Below are 15,275 nucleotides of genomic sequence, written 5' to 3' on the forward strand. Positions count from 1 at the left end.
CGTAGATCGTGGGCGAGATGTTCGTGTACACGGTGTACGGAACGCCGAGGTTCTCGGCGAACGCGCGCATGGCGTCGAGTTCGTGCTCGTTGTGACTCGTGATCACCAGATTGAGGTTCACCGGCAGCCCGACCTCGACGGCCGCGGCGAGCCCGAGAGTGAACGACTTGAACGAACCGCGCCGCCGAGTCAGCGAGTCGTACGACTCCGCGGTCGCCCCGTACACGCTGACCGTGACCCGATACGGCCGCCGAGTGGTCAACAGCTCGAACATCGGACGGGTGTGCAGGCGCGACCCGTTGGTCGAGATCGTGACCATCATCCCCAGATCCCACGCCGTCGTGTAGACGTGCGGGAACAACTTGTCGATGGTCGGCTCGCCGCCGGTCAGTTGCAGCCACAGCACCCCGGCGTCGCGCATGATGTGCAGCACCCGCTCGCGATCGCGCCACTTGAGCCCCTCGAACCGCTTCAATCCAAGGTAGCAGTGCTCACAGTCGTAATTGCATCCGAGATTCAGCTCGTACGACGCTCGACCGAAGCCGCGACTCGACGGCCGACGAACGATCACCACCTCGGCCAGAGAGCGCCCAACGATGTCCATGCCCCACCGCTGACGAGCGGCATCGGCCAACCACGGCGGGCACGGCGCAACCGGATCGGCCGACGCGGTCAGCAACTCGCCGAACCGGCGTGACCCGATCCTGACCGCCTGCCGACTGTCCGGCCGTAAGACCAGGTGCTCACCCAAAAACGGACTCGCGATCAACTCGTGCATCCCAGCTCCCCATCTACGGTTTCCGATGATCAAGCAGCATCAAGCGGCGAAACTGAGCGAGCGCGACCCCTCGCTCTCTTTGCGCGCGACCAAGGTCCTTACCGCCGCGCTGCGGTAGCCGGCGCGGTCCAAGTACGGGCGCACGAGCGCAAGCGACCCCGGCAACTCAGGATCGAAAATCACCAGCGTCGGCGCGTCGTCATGCGGACAACCCCGCGCCCTGGCCGTGACCACCGGCGCACACGCCGCGCGCGCCGTCGCCACAGTGACCGCAGCGCCGTGCGGATTCACGTGCTGCCCGCGCGACGGGAACAAGTAGTAGAAAACCGCGAGGCCCAAAACAACACAACAGACCACGACGACCGCAGACAAATACCCGAAAAATGACATAGAAAACCTCTCCACCAAAATAGCCAAAGGGAATCGACCAGCCGAGTTATCGACCGGGAAACCACTCTCGCCCGACATTCCCAGGTGAGCCGTGACTTTGGACCCGACGCGACGGTGCCCCGGGTTCTCCAGGGTTCGGCACCTCGAACAATTCTGTGACGACCTCGACCAAGCCGCGACCGCAAGCGCTCCATACCACGTTCTCAAGCGCGAAGAGGTTCGGATTGCCCCCGTCAGCCGCTGAGCGAACCGCCGTGACGTCGTCCTCGGCCCGCACGTGGACGACGTCAATGAAAGGCTCTTCCCACGCGAACGTGAAGACAAGGGAATCGTCGCTTCTCAGGCAGCGAAACCCACGCGCTACCAGGGCGTTCAGAGCGTCATCACTGCTGCGCATGACGCCCCCTGGTGAACCAATCAGTCGCCGCCCCGCTACCAGGCTCGACGGACACGTCAGGCTCGCCCTGCTCCGAACACAGCAGTTCGTCGACGATGACAGCGAACGAGGCCGCGCTCGATGGCTGTCCGGTCGGCTCAAACGGATTCGACCAATCACGCGACAACGGCAGACAGGTGCTAAGCGCGTAATCGTCGCCCCACGCGCTGACTACCTCTAGCCGTCCCGACTTACGCCGCACGAAGAGTAAACCCGAATCGACCCCGTCGGCGTCGAGCGACGGGCTAACGAAAAATCCGGCTTTTCGCAAGCGCGCGGCGAGAGGATGCTCCGTCATTGGTACTCCTTCGGGCACTGCCGAGGCGAGCGCGCGAACTGCCACCACTCGCACAGGTGCCAAGCCAACTTGCCGACGGCCCCTAGTCCGACGGCAGCGGCAAACACGACTTGCCCAGCCATATGTGCGCCGACCTCCCGTACATCTCCGCGCCGCAATGCGGCGTCTAATTGCGGGATCGGTGCCGGTCATGGTGGCGACCAATCCCCTTAGTTCGAGGGGAGCGGCAGGTCTGCTGTCAGGTTCCTGGCCTGCCAGCCAGCAACCTGCCGCTCCCACCGGGTGGAGACGGCAAGCAGCCCCCGTCCGCACCCGGCATGACGTTCCGTGGCTGACGCCTAACCGGAACGACGATCTTGGTAAGTTACCTGCTCTCTGACTCATCCCCCAAGGATGTTAGCGGGTAAGTTACCAAGTCAGTTGCTACCGATTGGGTGAAGTGTGCTCGCTACCGACAGTCAAGAGGCAAGATGTAGCCGCGTACCCAAGGACACGGAGGATCACCGAATGGCGTCACCAGCAACGACGGCCTACCGCGTAGTGCTCGGCATCTTCCTGCGCAGCATCCGCGAGCGCGTCGGCTTGACGCCCACCGAGGTAGCCCACGGCTTCGGCTGGTACGGCGTCGGCAAGGTGAGCAAGATCGAAGCGGGCACCGTACGACTCGGTGAGGAAGAGCTGGACAGGTTGCTCACCCTCTACGAGGTCACTGGCCCGGAAGCCGACAAACTCCGCGAGTTCGGTACTGAGGCACGCAAGCGCACCAGCCCCGGACGGACACCGGCTTGGGGCGAGACCTACAAGGTGCTGGAGGCCCAAGCGGCCGAGATCAAGCACTACCGTGAGACGGTTCTACCGGGAACGGTTCAGACAGAGGACTACGCGCGGGCGCTGCTGTCAATGTCGCTCACCACGCCACCGGCCGAGGTGGGCCGGACCGCCCGCGAGCGCGCGAAGCGACAGGAGTTGCTCACCTCGGGTAACCCGCCCGGCTTCTGGTTGGTCGTCGCCGAGCCAGTCCTACTACGGCCAGTTGGCGGGACCGACGTGTTCCGCGCCCAACTTCTGCGGCTCCGCGAGCTGGTCGAGCTGCCGCACATCACCTTCCAAGTACTGCCGTTCGGCAAAGGCGAGCATCATGCGATCGGAACACCGTTCACCCTGCTACGGCTCGCGCTGCCGACGTTGAGCGTTGCCTACCTGGAGGGGCTGACGGACGCCAACTACCTCGACCATCCGAAGGCCGCCGAGGTCTATACGCTTGCCTTCGACAAGCTGCGTGTGACCGCCTTGGACGACAGGGAGTCAGCCAACTTGTTGGATCAACGCATCAACGAACTCAAGTAGCGAAAGGGGTAAGGCATGTCTGCCCCGGGTCAGTACCACTTCGATGGGCGCTGGCGTAAGGCTAGCTTCACCGAGGGTAACGAGAACTGTGTCGAGGTAGCCAACGTTCCTGGCGTGGCTGCCATCCGGGACACCAAGGACCGCTCAGGCCCTGCGCTGGTGGTCACCGAGGACGTGTTCACGCACCTCCTGTCCACCGTCAAGGCCCGCCGTTTCGATCAGTAGTCCCTGACACAGCGAGGGGCAGCCGTCCACACGGGTGCCCCTCGCTGCGTGTTCAGGATTTCGAGCCGCGGGACCGGGCTCGCGCGCTCCGCAGAGCGAGCCGCGAACAGCTCGAACGACTTCGTGCGCTGGCAGACCTCCCGCACGTGTCGTTCCGGGTGGTCAAGCTCGACAGCGGAGCACACGCCGCACTCGGCTACCCGTTCACTCTGCTGTACATCGAACGCGCCAAGGGCGACCATCGCGTATATCGAAACCCTCACTGACGCGGACTACATCAAGAAGTCCGCCACCTATATCCTCGCGTTTGAGCGGATCGAGCAGAAGGCTGCGAGCGCATAATCTGACCGGAATTAACGACTAGGACAGGACCACGAACATGGAGCAAGCACGGTGGAGGAAGTCAAGTCGCAGCGTGGGGAACCCCGAGCAATGCGTCGAGGTCGCATACCTTGACAGCGCTGTAGCCGTCCGCGACAGCAAGAACCCGACAGGCCCGGTCATGCTCGTTCCCTTCGCAAGGTTCGGCGACATCCTGTGCGGGCTCAAAAACGCAGGACGAGGCGTCTAACGGTCGCGTAAGCGAAGGGGGCATCCGCGCTGGGTGCCCCCTTCGCTTACGCGGCGTAAGAGCACGCGGAGCAGCGGCGGGTCCGCGAACTGCGTTGAGGCTGCACACCGGTTCTACATGGTGGCACTTCATAACAGCAAGAACTCGGATAGCCCCATAGTGATCGTTCCCCGTGCCCGTTCGGCGTCCTCCTGTGCAGCTCGAACACATGGCCTTCCGTCTCAGCGGGTGATGCCACGAGCGCGCGCTCGGGCGCTGCGCAGAGCGAGGCTGCGGAAGTGTGCCCGGCGTGCCGCTAGTGCTCGCTGCTCGCGTTCGTCAGCAGGTAGCGATCGCGTTGGGTCGACTTGGTCCTCGAACCGGACGAGGGCGGCGCGACGAGCGGGCGCCGTCCGCGCGCTGCGGTCGGTGGTGTTGGCCCACGACGCGTAAGCAGCCGCGGACGAGCGGAGGGCGCGCTGCGCCGGGGTGAGGTTGGTAGAGGCAGCCATACCCCAAGCACAGCGCGCCTATGTCACCCGTCAGGCGACCAGCGAGTCGGCAGGGGAAATCCGCTCATGCTCGGCGAGGGCACGCCGAGTCTTGGCTGCCTTGCCGTAGTGCCTGGGCATCTTGGTGGATGCCCAACCGGCGATTTCCATGAGCCCGGCCTCGCTGCCGCCGTTCGCCTGCCAGCGGTCCGAGAAGTCGTGTCGGAAGCGGTGCGGGTAGACCGAGCCCGGCACCTTGGCGCGCTTGCCGCGGTGGTGGAGCATGGACTGAATGCCGTGGATGGTCAGCGGCTTGGTCTTGCGGCTGGACAGCCAGAGGGCAGGCGAGTCGGCGAGCGGGTGCTTTTCCCTGACTTTAAGGTACCGCGCCAGCGCGAGCCCGGTCGAGTTGCCGAACCGAACCACCCGGATCTTTTTACCCTTGCCGACGATCATAAGCTGCTTGGTCTTGAGGTCGATCGCCTTTACTTGGATCGAGTGCAGCTCGGAGACACGCATCCCGGTGTCGACGAACAGCAGAATTATCGCCCGGTCACGCAGTGATAGAAAATCCTTGCCGGAACAGGTCAGCAGCAGGGCCGCGTGGTGCTCGTCGTCCAACAGGTCGGTGATCTTCTCGGGCACCTTGGGCGGCTCGGTCTCGTCGAACGGGTTGCCGGTCTTGATCTCCTTGCGCTTGACCAGCCAGGCGAAGAACACCCGCAAGTTGCGGTAGTGGTGTGCGGCGTTGGCCGCGGAGCTGCTGTCGATGATGTCGACGATGAAGTCGTCGACATGGTGGGCCTCGACGTCGTCGGGCTCGATGTCGTGGCCCTCCTGGTCGAGCCACTTCGCCCACCGGTGGGCCGTCGACAGGTAGCGCTGCTCGGTCTTGTCGGACAGGGCCGTGGCCCTGATCGTCTTGCGCCAGCGCTCGGCCAGCATGGCCCAGACCGCCGCCGAAGTCCCCGTGGTACCCATGTAACAGACGCTCCAATAGTGTTGGCACCGAGCCCTGTGCTAGCTCCATGCCAACCCCGCGCACCCCCTCTGACCCCCCGTTTTGGCAGGTCATGCCCCCATCCGGTACCCTCTCCGACGGAGGATTCGCATAGTGGCCTAGTGCGCACGATTGGAAATCGTGTTGGGTGTTAAAGCCCTCAGGGGTTCAAATCCCCTATCCTCCGCAGATAGCAGGCGGTCTGTGTTCCGGAAACGGGACACAGACCGCCTGTTTTGTCTTGGCGGGCTCGCTCACCCGGCGCCGCTGCTCCGCAGGTGGGGACAACGTTGGGGATGAATCGAACTCATGTTCGATATCGGGTGGTCAGCCGCCGAGGAGGCGGGGCCAGGTCGCGGGGCCGATGACGCCGTCGGCGGCGAGGCCGAAGGCGCGTTGGGCGTCCTTGACGCGGGCTTCGGTGGCGCGGCCGAAGTCGCCGTCGACGTTGAGTGGGGGGAGGTTGGGCAGCCGCGCGTTGAGGAGGTTTTGGGCCTCGCGGACCAGGTCGCCCTTGGCGCCTCGGCGGATGGTGGGGCGCGGCGCCGGGGCGGCGGCCGGGGGCGCGGCGAGCAGAGCGCCCCAGGTGTTCGGGCCGATGACGCCGTCCGCGGTGAGGCCGCGGGCGGACTGGAAGCGGCGGGTGGCCTCGCGGGTGCGGGGGCCGAACGCGCCGTCGGCGCGGCCCGGGTCGAAGCCGTGGGCGGCCAGGCGCTGCTGGGCCTCGCGGACGGCGTCGCCTCGGGAGCCCTGGCGGATCGTCGGCCTGCCACCGGGGTTGGGCGACGGCGGCGGCGGGGTCGGGCCGCCGCCACCGGCGATGCCCCATCCCTGCCCCGAGTCGTAGCCGCCCGCGGCCAGCGACACCGACACGTGCGTGTGCGACACGTGCGGGTTGCTGCCGGTGTAGGCGCGCCACGCCCACCCCGACTTGGGCGACGCGATGCGCCGGGCGGAGATCACATAGGAGCCGTTGCCGAGAGCGGGATGCCCGGCCCGGCCCAGGGTGCGCACGTGCTCGGCGACCCACAGGCCGATCTCGGTGTCGCCGCCGGGCCCCGAGTCGACGTCGAAGGCGCGCACCACACCCACCCCCGCACCGTCCTTGACCCACGGGTTGTGGTCGGAATTGCGCGTGGCGTGCGCGGCGTCGCCGATCCACCCGTCGGAGGCGTGGTCACGGTTCGGCCAGCGGGTGTTGACCTCGTCGCGGAAGACCGCGAGCGCACGAGCGAGTCTGTACGCCATCACCGCACCTCCTGATCGCTCATGTGCGCCTGCGGGTCCTCGTCCTCGGCCGCGGCGAAGTCGCTCACGTCCTCGGGAATGGGCGGCTCACTGTCGTCGAAAATCACGTCCGGAAACTGCTCGTCAATCACGAATCCCCCAGATGGCCATCGAAATGTGGACACGCGGCCAACAAAAGGCGCGCGCATCCGACCCCCGCTATGGGGGCTGCCCAGGTAAATAAAAGAAAAATCATGCGGTCATCGACGCAGCGAACCGTGGGCGACAGCGCGCCCCATTCGCGACGTCGGTGTGAATACGAACGCTTCGCCTACGGCGGACCCGTTCCCCCACTCGACACCACCGCACTCGGCGACGGAGCAAGCTTGGACGCCCTGTCGTCAGGCGGATACAACCAAGACCCAGCGCCCTCTGTGGAGCGCTGCGCGCCGATGCCCCCAGCACCGGCAATCACAACGTGCACGTCATGTACCCCCGACATCAGCCAGCGGGTATCAATCACGGCGCGATCGGCCAAGCGGATTGAAACCCCCTGCGTTCCTCCCAGTGCGACCCAGCGTACGCCGAGTTGGATCACTGTGGTAGCAAAAATCGATCATTCTCTTTATCAGAAGCGTGACTGGACGGAAAGCCGCCAATGGCAACGTCGTTCGCGGTCCCTGGTCTGAGCCTGCGGCTCATCGGCACCAGATCGCGGGGCGCGCCGAGGGTAACCGGGCTTCTCGGGGGCTGGCTGTCGTGGGGTTCGCTCGATGGGGTGGAGTGGTTTCTCCGGGACCCCTACGAAGGAAGATCGCCGTGTGAAAGACGGGTGGGAAGCCTTCGGCCGCACACGTGCGAAGCCAGCTTGGCGATCTTCCTTCACCCCCGAAGAAACCACTCCACCCCATCGAGCACCTCGCAGGGCGGGTCCGGCTGGCAGGAGGGCGGGTCCGCTGCTCCACCCGATCGAGCGCTGACGGGGGCGGTGTGGCCTGGCAGGGGTGCGGCTGAGGTGGGCGAGTGTGCTGGTCCACGCCGGTTGGGCCACAGGCCGCACCCAGCGTCAAGCGGGCAGAGGTGCCGCCTGTGTCGGGCTAGTGAGTGACGCGGGCGCGCGACGGCGGACAGCGCCCGCACGGCGGGGAGGGGCCTGATCGGCCCTGGGCGGCATTGAGAAGTTGACGTTGGTCGGGCCGCAGGCGTTTGGGCGCTCGGGGCAGGGCGGGTGCGGGGCAGGAGCGGGTGCGCGGGCAGGGCAGGTGCAGGCAGGGTGGTGCGGGGGCAGGGCGGGTGGCTGCAAGCAGGGGGGTGGTGCGGGGGCACGGCGGGCGCAAGCAAGCAGGGTGGGTGGACGGTGGGTGGGTGGGTGCGGGGCGCGTGCGAGCAGGTGTGTGGGGCGCGGTCAGCTGGCGACGCGGCGGTGGGGGTGGAGGTCGGCTTGGTCGGCGGCGGCTAGGCCCGCGCCCCACCCTGCGGCGTCGCTCACTGAGGAGCGGCGGACGCGGATGCCGGGGAACATGGCGTCGAACTTGATGTCGACGGCGTGTTTTCGGGCGGCTAAGACGGGGACCAGGCGGGTGTCGCCGCAGGTGGCGTCGTGGCCTGCGGTGTCGAGGCGTTGGCGGATGCGGTGGGCGTAGGCGACCAGGAAAGAGTGGCGGTAGGCCCTGGTCCGGGAGGGGGCACGGGTCATCGCCCGGGTGGCCTGGACGTGCAGGGAGGAGGCCAGGACTTCGACGATCTCCAGGTCGGTGTCGTGGCCGACGATGCCGACGCAGCCGAGTTTCGAGTAGAAGACGGCGCGGCAGCGGTTGGCGCTGGCGACGGCGTCGACCAGTTGGGCCTTGGGGCCCTGGTAGGGGGCGGTGAGCCACAGGCGGCGGGCGGACGCGTCCTGGGGGCGGCGGTCGTCGGCCTCCAGCACGGCCTGCTCGAAGGCGTAGCGGGCCATCAGCTCCTGCGCTTTGGCCGACAGCGCTTCCGCTTCCTCCGGGTACGGGGTGGACTCGGCTTTCGCCAGGAGACCCCGGACGCGGGCCAAGACCCTGCGGTCGACACCCGGGGCGCGGGGCTCGTCGGCCACTGGGCTGCCGGGCGCGGGCGCCAGGTGGGGCAGCTGTGGCAGTGCCATCAGCTCGGCGATCAGCTCGACGACCTTGGTGAGGGCGGGTGCCAACGCCGTGAAGCGCAGCGGGCGGGCGGGGCCGATCTCGGCGAGTTCGGCGCGCCAACGGGGGTGCAAACGGGACGCCGGATAGCGGGCGCACTCGTGGGCTATCGCGTCGGCCAAGAGCCGGGTGAGCGGGCGTGGGACCGCCGCTATCGCGTCGCCGGGAAGCCAGCCGCGCTGCCAGAGCAGTTCCAGCGCGCGCGACAGGGCCACAGCCGCGGCGGCGGACGCGACTTCCGGCCCGCGGGCCACGACGTCGCGGACATACGCGGGAGCCGACCGGGCGTCGCCGCGGCCGAGCACCGCGGCGGCCTCGGTCAGGCGGGCCGCCAGGACCGCGACCGATCCCCGGGTTTCTCGATCATATGTTCGCATGGGGCCATGATGCACCCCAGGGGCGACAAACGCAGACCACCCTGTGGATAACCTGCGTTTGCCCTGGTCGCAGGCCCTAGTCCTGATCGTCTGGCGCGGCGTGGTCCGGCTTGCCCGGATTCGGGTCGCGGGACAGGTCGATCAGCGGGTGCCGCTGCGCCCCCTCGGGCGCGGCGTGCCTGCCGTGGTGTTCAGTGCCCTCGTCGTGCTCGGTCACGACGCCTCCTTCTCCCCTGCTTGCACCAGGCGTCGAGGCTACCCCCGCCGGGCCCGCACCCACTCGGCTATCCCGTCCGCCGTGCTGGGCAGCGCGGCGGAGACCACCTCCGCGCCGGTGGCCGTCACGACCAGGTCGTCCTCGATGCGCACGCCGATCCCCCGCAGCTCAGGCGGCACGGTCAGGTCGTTGGGGTGGAAGTAGAGCCCCGGCTCGACGGTCAGCGCCATACCCGGTTCGAGCACGCCCTCGTGGTAGGCCTCGGCGCGCGCCTGGGCGCAGTCGTGCACGTCCATGCCGAGGAAGTGCCCGACGCCGCAGACGATGTAGCGCCGGTGGTGCTGGCCGTTGTCGTCCATCGCCTTGTCGACCGAGCCGGGCAGCAGCCCCCAGTCGTGCAGGCCCTGCGCGAGCACCCGCATCGCGGCCTCGTGGAACGCCTTGTACTCCGCGCCGGGCCGCACCCGCGCCATGCCCGCCAGGTGCGCTTCGTGGACCAGGTCGTACACCCGCCGCTGGGCGTCGCTGAACTCGCCGGACACCGGGAATGTGCGGGTGACGTCGGCGGTGTACAGGGTCGAGACCTCCACGCCCGCGTCGAGCAGCAGGAGGCCGTCTTCGGGGACGGGCCCGTCGCAGCGGGTCCAGTGCAGCACGGGGGCGTGCGCGCCCGCGGCGACGATCGAGGTGTACCCGGGGCCGTTGCCCGCGGTGCGGGCGCGCCGGTCGAAGGTGCCCTGCAGCCACCGCTCACCGCCGCCGCGGACAGCCTCGCCGAGTTCGCGGGCGACGTCGTCGAACCCGAGCACGGTGGCGTCGACAGCGGCGCGGAGCTGGGCGATCTCCCAGTCGTCCTTGATCCGGCGCAGCTCGGCGAGGGTGGTGCGCAGCGCGGCGCTGTGCGCGCCGACGATGGCGTCGAGCAGCGGGTCGACGCCCTTGGCCGCCAGCACCCCGGGGAGTTGTCCGCGCAGCGTGCGGGGCAGGTCTTCCAGCGGGCGGCACGCGATGCCCAGCGCGGCCGACCAGTCCGCCAGGCCGGGGACCGGGTCGTTCCACAGCTCGCCGTCGCGGGCGTTGGCGAAGAAGTCCGCCTCGGCGGGGCCCGCGGGTTCGCGCAGGTGCAGCACGGCGTCGTGGCCGCCGCCGGACGGGATCATGACCAGCACGGCGCCTTCGGAGTAGCAGCCGGTGAGCCAGGCGAAGTCGCTGTCGGCGCGGAACTCGTAGTCCGTGTCGTTGGATCGCACGGGCGCGCGACCCGCGGCTACCGCGATCCGCTTACCGGGGAACGCAGAAGACAGTCGGGCGCGGTGCGCGGCGGCCGCTTCTGCCGCGCCCGCCACCGTGCGCACAGTGCGGTCGGCGGGTCCCCAGCCGTCGCGGACGTGCTCGCGGAACCCCTCGGCTTCCACCAACTTCGACGGGTCGCGTCGGGCCGGGTGGTCGCTCATCTGGCACACCTCTCAACCTGGTCTGGCCTGTCTTGCCAGCCTATAGACACGGCGAAGGCCGCCATCGGACGTCCGACGGCGGCCTTCGCGCGGGGGTGGATCTACTTGGCGGGCCAGGGGATGCTGGTCGGCTGGAAGCGAACGACCTGCGGGTCGTGGTCGCTGGCCTGGTCGGCGAACTCGGCGTTGATGTGCACGACGTCGTAGTCCGGCCGCAGGATGAACGGGCTGGTCGTGATGTGGTCCAGCACCTGGGAGTTGCCCTCGAAGACGTAGCTGTAGCGCTCGGTCTCGGGCAGGGTGTCGATCAGGGTCCGCAGCGCGCCCCCGTCGGTCAGGCGGGCGATGGCTGGGGAGAACTGGAAGTCGTTGAAGTCGCCCAGTGCCACCACGTTCGCCAGCGGGTCGATCGCCAGGACCGACTTGACGAAGTCGTTGACCAGCGCCGCCTGCGCGAGCCGCTGGGTTTCCGAGCCGCGGGTCGGCGGCTGGTTGCGGCCGCTGAGCGGCTGGTCGCCGCCCTTGGAGTTGAAGTGGTTGGCGATGACGAACACCGGGCGCCCTCGGAAGGTGAACTCTCCGACCAACGGTTTGCGGCTCGCGTTCCATGCCTCGTTGGCGGGCTCTATGCGGCCGGGAGAGACCGACAGCTTCGCCTGGAACGGGAAACGGCCCCGCACCGCCTGGACGGCGGTGGTCGCGCCCCCGCCGGGGCGGTCCACAAAGGACACGCGATCCGGGTTGAACAGGAGCGCGACCCGGATGTTGCCGCCCGGCTGCCCACCGTCCTTACCGTCGACCGGATCGATCTGACGCCACTCGTAGCGCGGACCGCCCGCCGCCGAGATCGCGTCGGTGAACCGGCGCAGAGTCTGGTCTGCGGCGACGACACCGTCGTTGGTCGGGCCTGTGTTGTCCTGGATCTCCTCTAGCGACAAGATGTCCGGCGTCGCGAGGTTCTCCACGATCGCGGTAGCCAGGCGGTCGAACTTCGCCTGTGGGTCGGCGGCGGACAGGTTCTCGACGTTGTACGTGGCTACCGACAGCTCGTTAGCCCGCTCGGCTCGAGTCACCTCGGGCCGAAGACCACCCGAGACCAGCTCGCCCAGCTCGGTCGCCTGGACCACGTAGCCGCCGAACCGGCTGAAGTCGACCGGGCCCGCCGTCGCGCCCGCGAGGGTGTCGCCCACATTGGCCTGGGGGAAGGGCCGCTCGGCGAACGGGATCAGGGACAGGACCTGCAACCGGCCGCTGTTCTGCTGGTCGTACCCGGTGTAGACGGTGCCGCCGCGCGCCGACCGGTTCTGGTCGGGTTTGCTGGTGATCCACACCTCGTTGAAGTCGCTGGTGGCGCCGACGACGCGGGCGTCGTCCACCCGCACCAGCATGCCCTCGCGGGACTCGTAGAAGTCCAGCGCGTAGGCGGCCGGGTCCAGCGCCAGCGGCTCGATGCTGGCGCCGGGGCTGGGGGTGTACGCGGCGGGGACGGTGTCCGGGCCGAGCACCTCGGCGGCGGGGATCGGGTTGCCGCTGGAGGTGACCGTCCACGTCGCGCTGGTCAGCTCGGTCGTGGACTGCTGCACCGAGGTCGCGGGAGAGGCGTCCGGGTAGAACTCGTCAACGGTGCCGGTGACGCTTACCGCGTCGCCGACAGCGACCGCGGGAGTAGTCGAGCCGGTGAAGACGAACAGGCCCTCGCTGGTGGCCGGGTCGGCGTCCGGGGCGGTGTCCTGGAACCAGAAGCCGCGCGCCGAGCCGAACCGGCGGACGGCGGTCACGACGCCGGTCACGGCGGTGACCTTCTCGCCGTCGAGCGGGGAGAGGCGGGTGGTCCCCTGGATCTCGTGGATCTTGGCCGGAGTCGGGGCCGCCCCGCCGCCACCGGGGGTCTCGCCCGCCGCGTTGGTCGGCGTCGGGGCGCCAACGGCGAAGTCGGCCGCGTTGTTGTCGGTGTCGGTTAGCGCTACCCGCGCCGCCGAAGTGGTGTTGCTCGGGGCGGCCGTCGGCGCTACCTCGCGGACGACAGTGCTACCGCCGTAGCCCACCAGGTCACGCACACGCGTGTCCGCGCCGCAGTCAGCGGCGGTCTTGCAGGTCAACGGGGCGGTGGTGGTCACCAGCGCCACGGTTCCCCCGGTCGCGGACATCGGGATCGCCCCGGTGGCCTCCGGTGCGGGCAGCTCGACGGTCCCGCCCGCGCCCTTGGCCTCGGCGACCAGGTAGCGCCCGCCCGGGGCGACCGCCCCGGTCAGCGGCGTGACCTGCCAGGTGCTGGACGCGCTCGCCGACGCGGGCAGGTACTGCACGCTCCAGCCCGCCAGCTCGACCGGGGCGGCGCCCGCGTTGGCCAGCTCGACGAAGTCCGACATCAGCGTGGCGCCGGAGTTGCCGCCGCCGCCGTAGACCTCGGCCACCAGGACGTCCGGGCTGGGCGCCGCGACGGCGGCGGGCACGGTCAGCGCCGTCAGGCCGACGGATAACGCGCTGAGCAGCGCCACCCGTCTGCGTGCTGTTGAGCTCACGAGAGGTTCCTTCCCTCACTGGAACGGTGGGCGCATCTTTCACTGAGGGGGTGAACAGCAAAAGACCGCTGGGGAGACACTCTCGGCTAGTCGGAGCAGGTGCGGCACGCATTACCGGCGCGAAAGCGACAGCGCCGGTGACTCCGAAGAGTCACCGGCGCTGTCGTGATCGCTGTTGGCGGTGGCGGTGGGATTTGAACCCACGGACGGGGTGAACCGTCACGCGCTTTCGAGGCGCGCTCCTTCGGCCGCTCGGACACGCCACCGCGAAAGAGAGTACAGAAGGTGTTCACCCTGCCGGTAAGGACCCCCTGACGGCCACGAGCCCGCCGACCGGCTCGGGGCCGGTGGGCGGGCTCGTGGGGTGGGCAGCGCGGGCATCGACGTCAGGCGGAGCGGCTTGGGCCCTGCGCCGCACCCCGGGAGGTGCGGCACCACTCCGGCCGGTCGCGTCAGCAGCCCGTGAGGACTCGCTTAACCCCTGCCGTCAAGCTTGTCCTTGGCGTCTTGGAACGCGCCCGCTGCCTTGTCTCGGAGGTCGTGACCGGTCTCCTTGGCCTCACCGGAAAGCTGGTCAGCCTTGCCGGAGTCCGCCAGGTCTTCGTTGTCGGTGTGTTGACCGAGCTTCTCTTTAGCTTGGCCGATGACCTGCTCGGCCTTGTCCTTGGCCTTGTCGAACACACTCATCGGGCACTCCTCCCATCATGAGGCTCAATCCCTCATGACCGGGGTGTCCACTGCCCCGAGCCAACCCACCTGAATGTGACAGCTATCACATTCGATGGCTGGCGAAGAACTCCGCCAGCAGGGCCGCGCACTCGGTTTCCAGCACCCCGCCGACGACTTCGGGCCGGTGCGTCAGCCTGCGGTCGCGAACCACGTCCCACAGTGAGCCCGCCGCGCCGGTCTTGGGCTCCCAGGCGCCGAAGACGACCCGCTCGATTCTGGCCAGGACCAACGCGCCTGCGCACATGGTGCACGGTTCGACAGTCACGACCAACGTGCAGCCGGTGAGACGCCACCCGTCGCCGTGCCGCTTAGCCGCCTCTCGCAGCGCCAAGACCTCGGCGTGCGCCGTGGGATCGCCCAGCGCCTCGCGGGCGTTGCACGCGGCGGCCAACTCCGTGCCGTCCGGCCCCAGGACCAGCGCGCCGATCGGGATGTCCCCGGTCGCCTCGGCGCGGCGGGCCACCGCGAGCGCGGCGCGGACCAGGTCCTCGTCGCGGGTCACGTCGCCGAAGAGCACGTCGTCGCCCAAGAACACGTCACTGCAAGATCGTGTCGAGGTGCTTGGTGAACTCGGCCTCGAACCCGAGCCGCTGGGCGATCATCTGCAGCTGCTCGTCCGGGTACAGGTCGATCTCGTCGATGATCACCTGCATCTCCGGGGCGGGCAGCCCCAGGTCGGCCAGGATGTCGAGAGAGCCTTCCGGCCACACCTCGTCGTCGTCCTCCGGCGGGTCTACCCGCAGCAGGTCAAGAGCGTCTGCCGCGATGTCGTAGTCCAGGGCTGCCGCGCTGTCGGACAGCAGCAGCGAGACCCCGCCCGGACTCGGCCGCAGCAGCAGGAAGAACTCGTCATCGATGGCCAGCAACCCGAACACCGCGCCGGTGGACCGGATCTTGCGCAGCTCGGTGATGGCCGCGTCCAGCTCGCGCAGCGCCGAGCTGTCCATCGGATCGCACCGCCATTTGCCGTCCTCGCGAACGACCGCAACTCCGAAGCCCGGTACCGGCTCCTGCTCCGACATGCACATACCGTATTCCGCCAGGGGGTCACCCGGAAGAAGCA

Annotated in this window: 17 protein-coding genes and 2 tRNA genes; 6 read left to right on the plus strand and 13 right to left on the minus strand. The window is 68.5% G+C overall.

What is annotated here, in order from left to right:
- The 3 genes from BLS56_RS32195 to BLS56_RS30535 form a co-directional block, all read right to left on the minus strand.
- Positions 1-475, minus strand: a 475-nt coding sequence (locus BLS56_RS32195) for a radical SAM protein (protein ID WP_228771522.1), incomplete at its 3' end; no start/stop codon positions are given.
- A 342-nt stretch (positions 476-817) separates the two neighbouring features.
- Positions 818-1,168, minus strand: a complete 351-nt coding sequence (locus BLS56_RS09905; RefSeq protein WP_091449705.1) for a hypothetical protein — start codon at positions 1,166-1,168, stop codon at positions 818-820.
- A gap of 383 nt (positions 1,169-1,551) precedes the next feature.
- The gene (locus BLS56_RS30535) at positions 1,552-1,902 is read right to left on the minus strand and encodes a hypothetical protein (protein ID WP_139190587.1); all 351 of its coding nucleotides are present in this window, start codon (positions 1,900-1,902) and stop codon (positions 1,552-1,554) included.
- A gap of 507 nt (positions 1,903-2,409) precedes the next feature.
- Here BLS56_RS30535 and BLS56_RS09910 point away from each other — a divergent pair.
- From BLS56_RS09910 to BLS56_RS32200, 5 genes are all read left to right on the plus strand, one after another.
- Positions 2,410-3,249: a helix-turn-helix domain-containing protein gene (locus BLS56_RS09910; protein ID WP_091449706.1), complete on the plus strand. Its 840-nt coding sequence runs from the start codon at positions 2,410-2,412 to the stop codon at positions 3,247-3,249.
- A gap of 15 nt (positions 3,250-3,264) precedes the next feature.
- Complete coding sequence (locus tag BLS56_RS09915; RefSeq protein WP_091449707.1) at positions 3,265-3,474, plus strand: DUF397 domain-containing protein; 210 nt, start codon at positions 3,265-3,267, stop codon at positions 3,472-3,474.
- A 44-nt stretch (positions 3,475-3,518) separates the two neighbouring features.
- On the plus strand, positions 3,519-3,740 hold the full coding sequence (locus BLS56_RS33000; RefSeq protein WP_407640505.1) for a Scr1 family TA system antitoxin-like transcriptional regulator: 222 nt from the start codon (positions 3,519-3,521) through the stop codon (positions 3,738-3,740).
- 113 nt (positions 3,741-3,853) lie between these two features.
- Positions 3,854-4,045, plus strand: a complete 192-nt coding sequence (locus tag BLS56_RS09925; RefSeq protein ID WP_091449709.1) for a DUF397 domain-containing protein — start codon at positions 3,854-3,856, stop codon at positions 4,043-4,045.
- Positions 4,046-4,078: 33 nt separating this feature from the next.
- On the plus strand, positions 4,079-4,477 hold the full coding sequence (locus tag BLS56_RS32200; RefSeq protein ID WP_228771523.1) for a DUF397 domain-containing protein: 399 nt from the start codon (positions 4,079-4,081) through the stop codon (positions 4,475-4,477).
- Between the two features lie 89 nt (positions 4,478-4,566).
- On the opposite strand, the gene BLS56_RS09940 is transcribed toward BLS56_RS32200, so the two are convergent.
- Positions 4,567-5,496: a tyrosine-type recombinase/integrase gene (locus BLS56_RS09940; RefSeq protein ID WP_091449711.1), complete on the minus strand. Its 930-nt coding sequence runs from the start codon at positions 5,494-5,496 to the stop codon at positions 4,567-4,569.
- Between the two features lie 119 nt (positions 5,497-5,615).
- Between BLS56_RS09940 and BLS56_RS09945 the strand changes: the two genes are divergently transcribed.
- A tRNA-Ser gene (locus BLS56_RS09945) sits at positions 5,616-5,702 on the plus strand.
- Positions 5,703-5,842: 140 nt separating this feature from the next.
- Here BLS56_RS09945 and BLS56_RS09950 read toward each other — a convergent pair.
- The 9 genes from BLS56_RS09950 to BLS56_RS09990 form a co-directional block, all read right to left on the minus strand.
- Complete coding sequence (locus BLS56_RS09950) at positions 5,843-6,763, minus strand: peptidoglycan-binding domain-containing protein (RefSeq protein ID WP_091449712.1); 921 nt, start codon at positions 6,761-6,763, stop codon at positions 5,843-5,845.
- Between the two features lie 1,384 nt (positions 6,764-8,147).
- Positions 8,148-9,290, minus strand: a complete 1,143-nt coding sequence (locus tag BLS56_RS09955; RefSeq protein WP_091449713.1) for a DUF2786 domain-containing protein — start codon at positions 9,288-9,290, stop codon at positions 8,148-8,150.
- Between the two features lie 76 nt (positions 9,291-9,366).
- The gene (locus tag BLS56_RS31345) at positions 9,367-9,507 is read right to left on the minus strand and encodes a hypothetical protein (RefSeq protein ID WP_091449714.1); all 141 of its coding nucleotides are present in this window, start codon (positions 9,505-9,507) and stop codon (positions 9,367-9,369) included.
- A 38-nt stretch (positions 9,508-9,545) separates the two neighbouring features.
- Positions 9,546-10,961, minus strand: a complete 1,416-nt coding sequence (locus tag BLS56_RS09965; RefSeq protein WP_091449715.1) for an aminopeptidase P family protein — start codon at positions 10,959-10,961, stop codon at positions 9,546-9,548.
- A gap of 101 nt (positions 10,962-11,062) precedes the next feature.
- Positions 11,063-13,483, minus strand: a complete 2,421-nt coding sequence (locus BLS56_RS09970; RefSeq protein WP_407640503.1) for a lamin tail domain-containing protein — start codon at positions 13,481-13,483, stop codon at positions 11,063-11,065.
- A gap of 176 nt (positions 13,484-13,659) precedes the next feature.
- Positions 13,660-13,749 (minus strand) — tRNA-Ser (locus BLS56_RS09975).
- Positions 13,750-13,957: 208 nt separating this feature from the next.
- Entirely contained in the window at positions 13,958-14,170 is a 213-nt protein-coding gene (locus BLS56_RS09980) for a CsbD family protein (RefSeq protein ID WP_091449717.1), read from the minus strand.
- 85 nt (positions 14,171-14,255) lie between these two features.
- Positions 14,256-14,747 (minus strand): nucleoside deaminase, encoded by a 492-nt coding sequence (locus tag BLS56_RS09985; protein ID WP_228771524.1) that lies wholly within the window; start codon positions 14,745-14,747, stop codon positions 14,256-14,258.
- A 1-nt stretch (position 14,748) separates the two neighbouring features.
- Positions 14,749-15,234: a tRNA adenosine deaminase-associated protein gene (locus tag BLS56_RS09990; RefSeq protein WP_091450033.1), complete on the minus strand. Its 486-nt coding sequence runs from the start codon at positions 15,232-15,234 to the stop codon at positions 14,749-14,751.
- Positions 15,235-15,275 lie beyond the last annotated feature (41 nt).

Source organism: Actinokineospora iranica (assembly GCF_900101685.1).
Taxonomy (GTDB): domain Bacteria; phylum Actinomycetota; class Actinomycetes; order Mycobacteriales; family Pseudonocardiaceae; genus Actinokineospora; species Actinokineospora iranica.

Excerpts from the sequence above, each read along its gene's own strand:
- BLS56_RS09905 (WP_091449705.1), bottom strand. The coding sequence starts at position 1,168 with ATGTCATTTTTCGGGTATTTGTCTGCGGTCGTCGTGGTCTGTTGTGTT.
- BLS56_RS30535 (WP_139190587.1), bottom strand. The coding sequence starts at position 1,902 with ATGACGGAGCATCCTCTCGCCGCGCGCTTGCGAAAAGCCGGATTTTTC.
- BLS56_RS09910 (WP_091449706.1), top strand. The coding sequence starts at position 2,410 with ATGGCGTCACCAGCAACGACGGCCTACCGCGTAGTGCTCGGCATCTTC.
- BLS56_RS09915 (WP_091449707.1), top strand. The coding sequence starts at position 3,265 with ATGTCTGCCCCGGGTCAGTACCACTTCGATGGGCGCTGGCGTAAGGCT.
- BLS56_RS09925 (WP_091449709.1), top strand. The coding sequence starts at position 3,854 with ATGGAGCAAGCACGGTGGAGGAAGTCAAGTCGCAGCGTGGGGAACCCC.
- BLS56_RS09940 (WP_091449711.1), bottom strand. The coding sequence starts at position 5,496 with ATGGGTACCACGGGGACTTCGGCGGCGGTCTGGGCCATGCTGGCCGAG.
- BLS56_RS09950 (WP_091449712.1), bottom strand. The coding sequence starts at position 6,763 with ATGGCGTACAGACTCGCTCGTGCGCTCGCGGTCTTCCGCGACGAGGTC.
- BLS56_RS09955 (WP_091449713.1), bottom strand. The coding sequence starts at position 9,290 with ATGCGAACATATGATCGAGAAACCCGGGGATCGGTCGCGGTCCTGGCG.
- BLS56_RS09965 (WP_091449715.1), bottom strand. The coding sequence starts at position 10,961 with ATGAGCGACCACCCGGCCCGACGCGACCCGTCGAAGTTGGTGGAAGCC.
- BLS56_RS09980 (WP_091449717.1), bottom strand. The coding sequence starts at position 14,170 with ATGAGTGTGTTCGACAAGGCCAAGGACAAGGCCGAGCAGGTCATCGGC.
- BLS56_RS09990 (WP_091450033.1), bottom strand. The coding sequence starts at position 15,234 with ATGTCGGAGCAGGAGCCGGTACCGGGCTTCGGAGTTGCGGTCGTTCGC.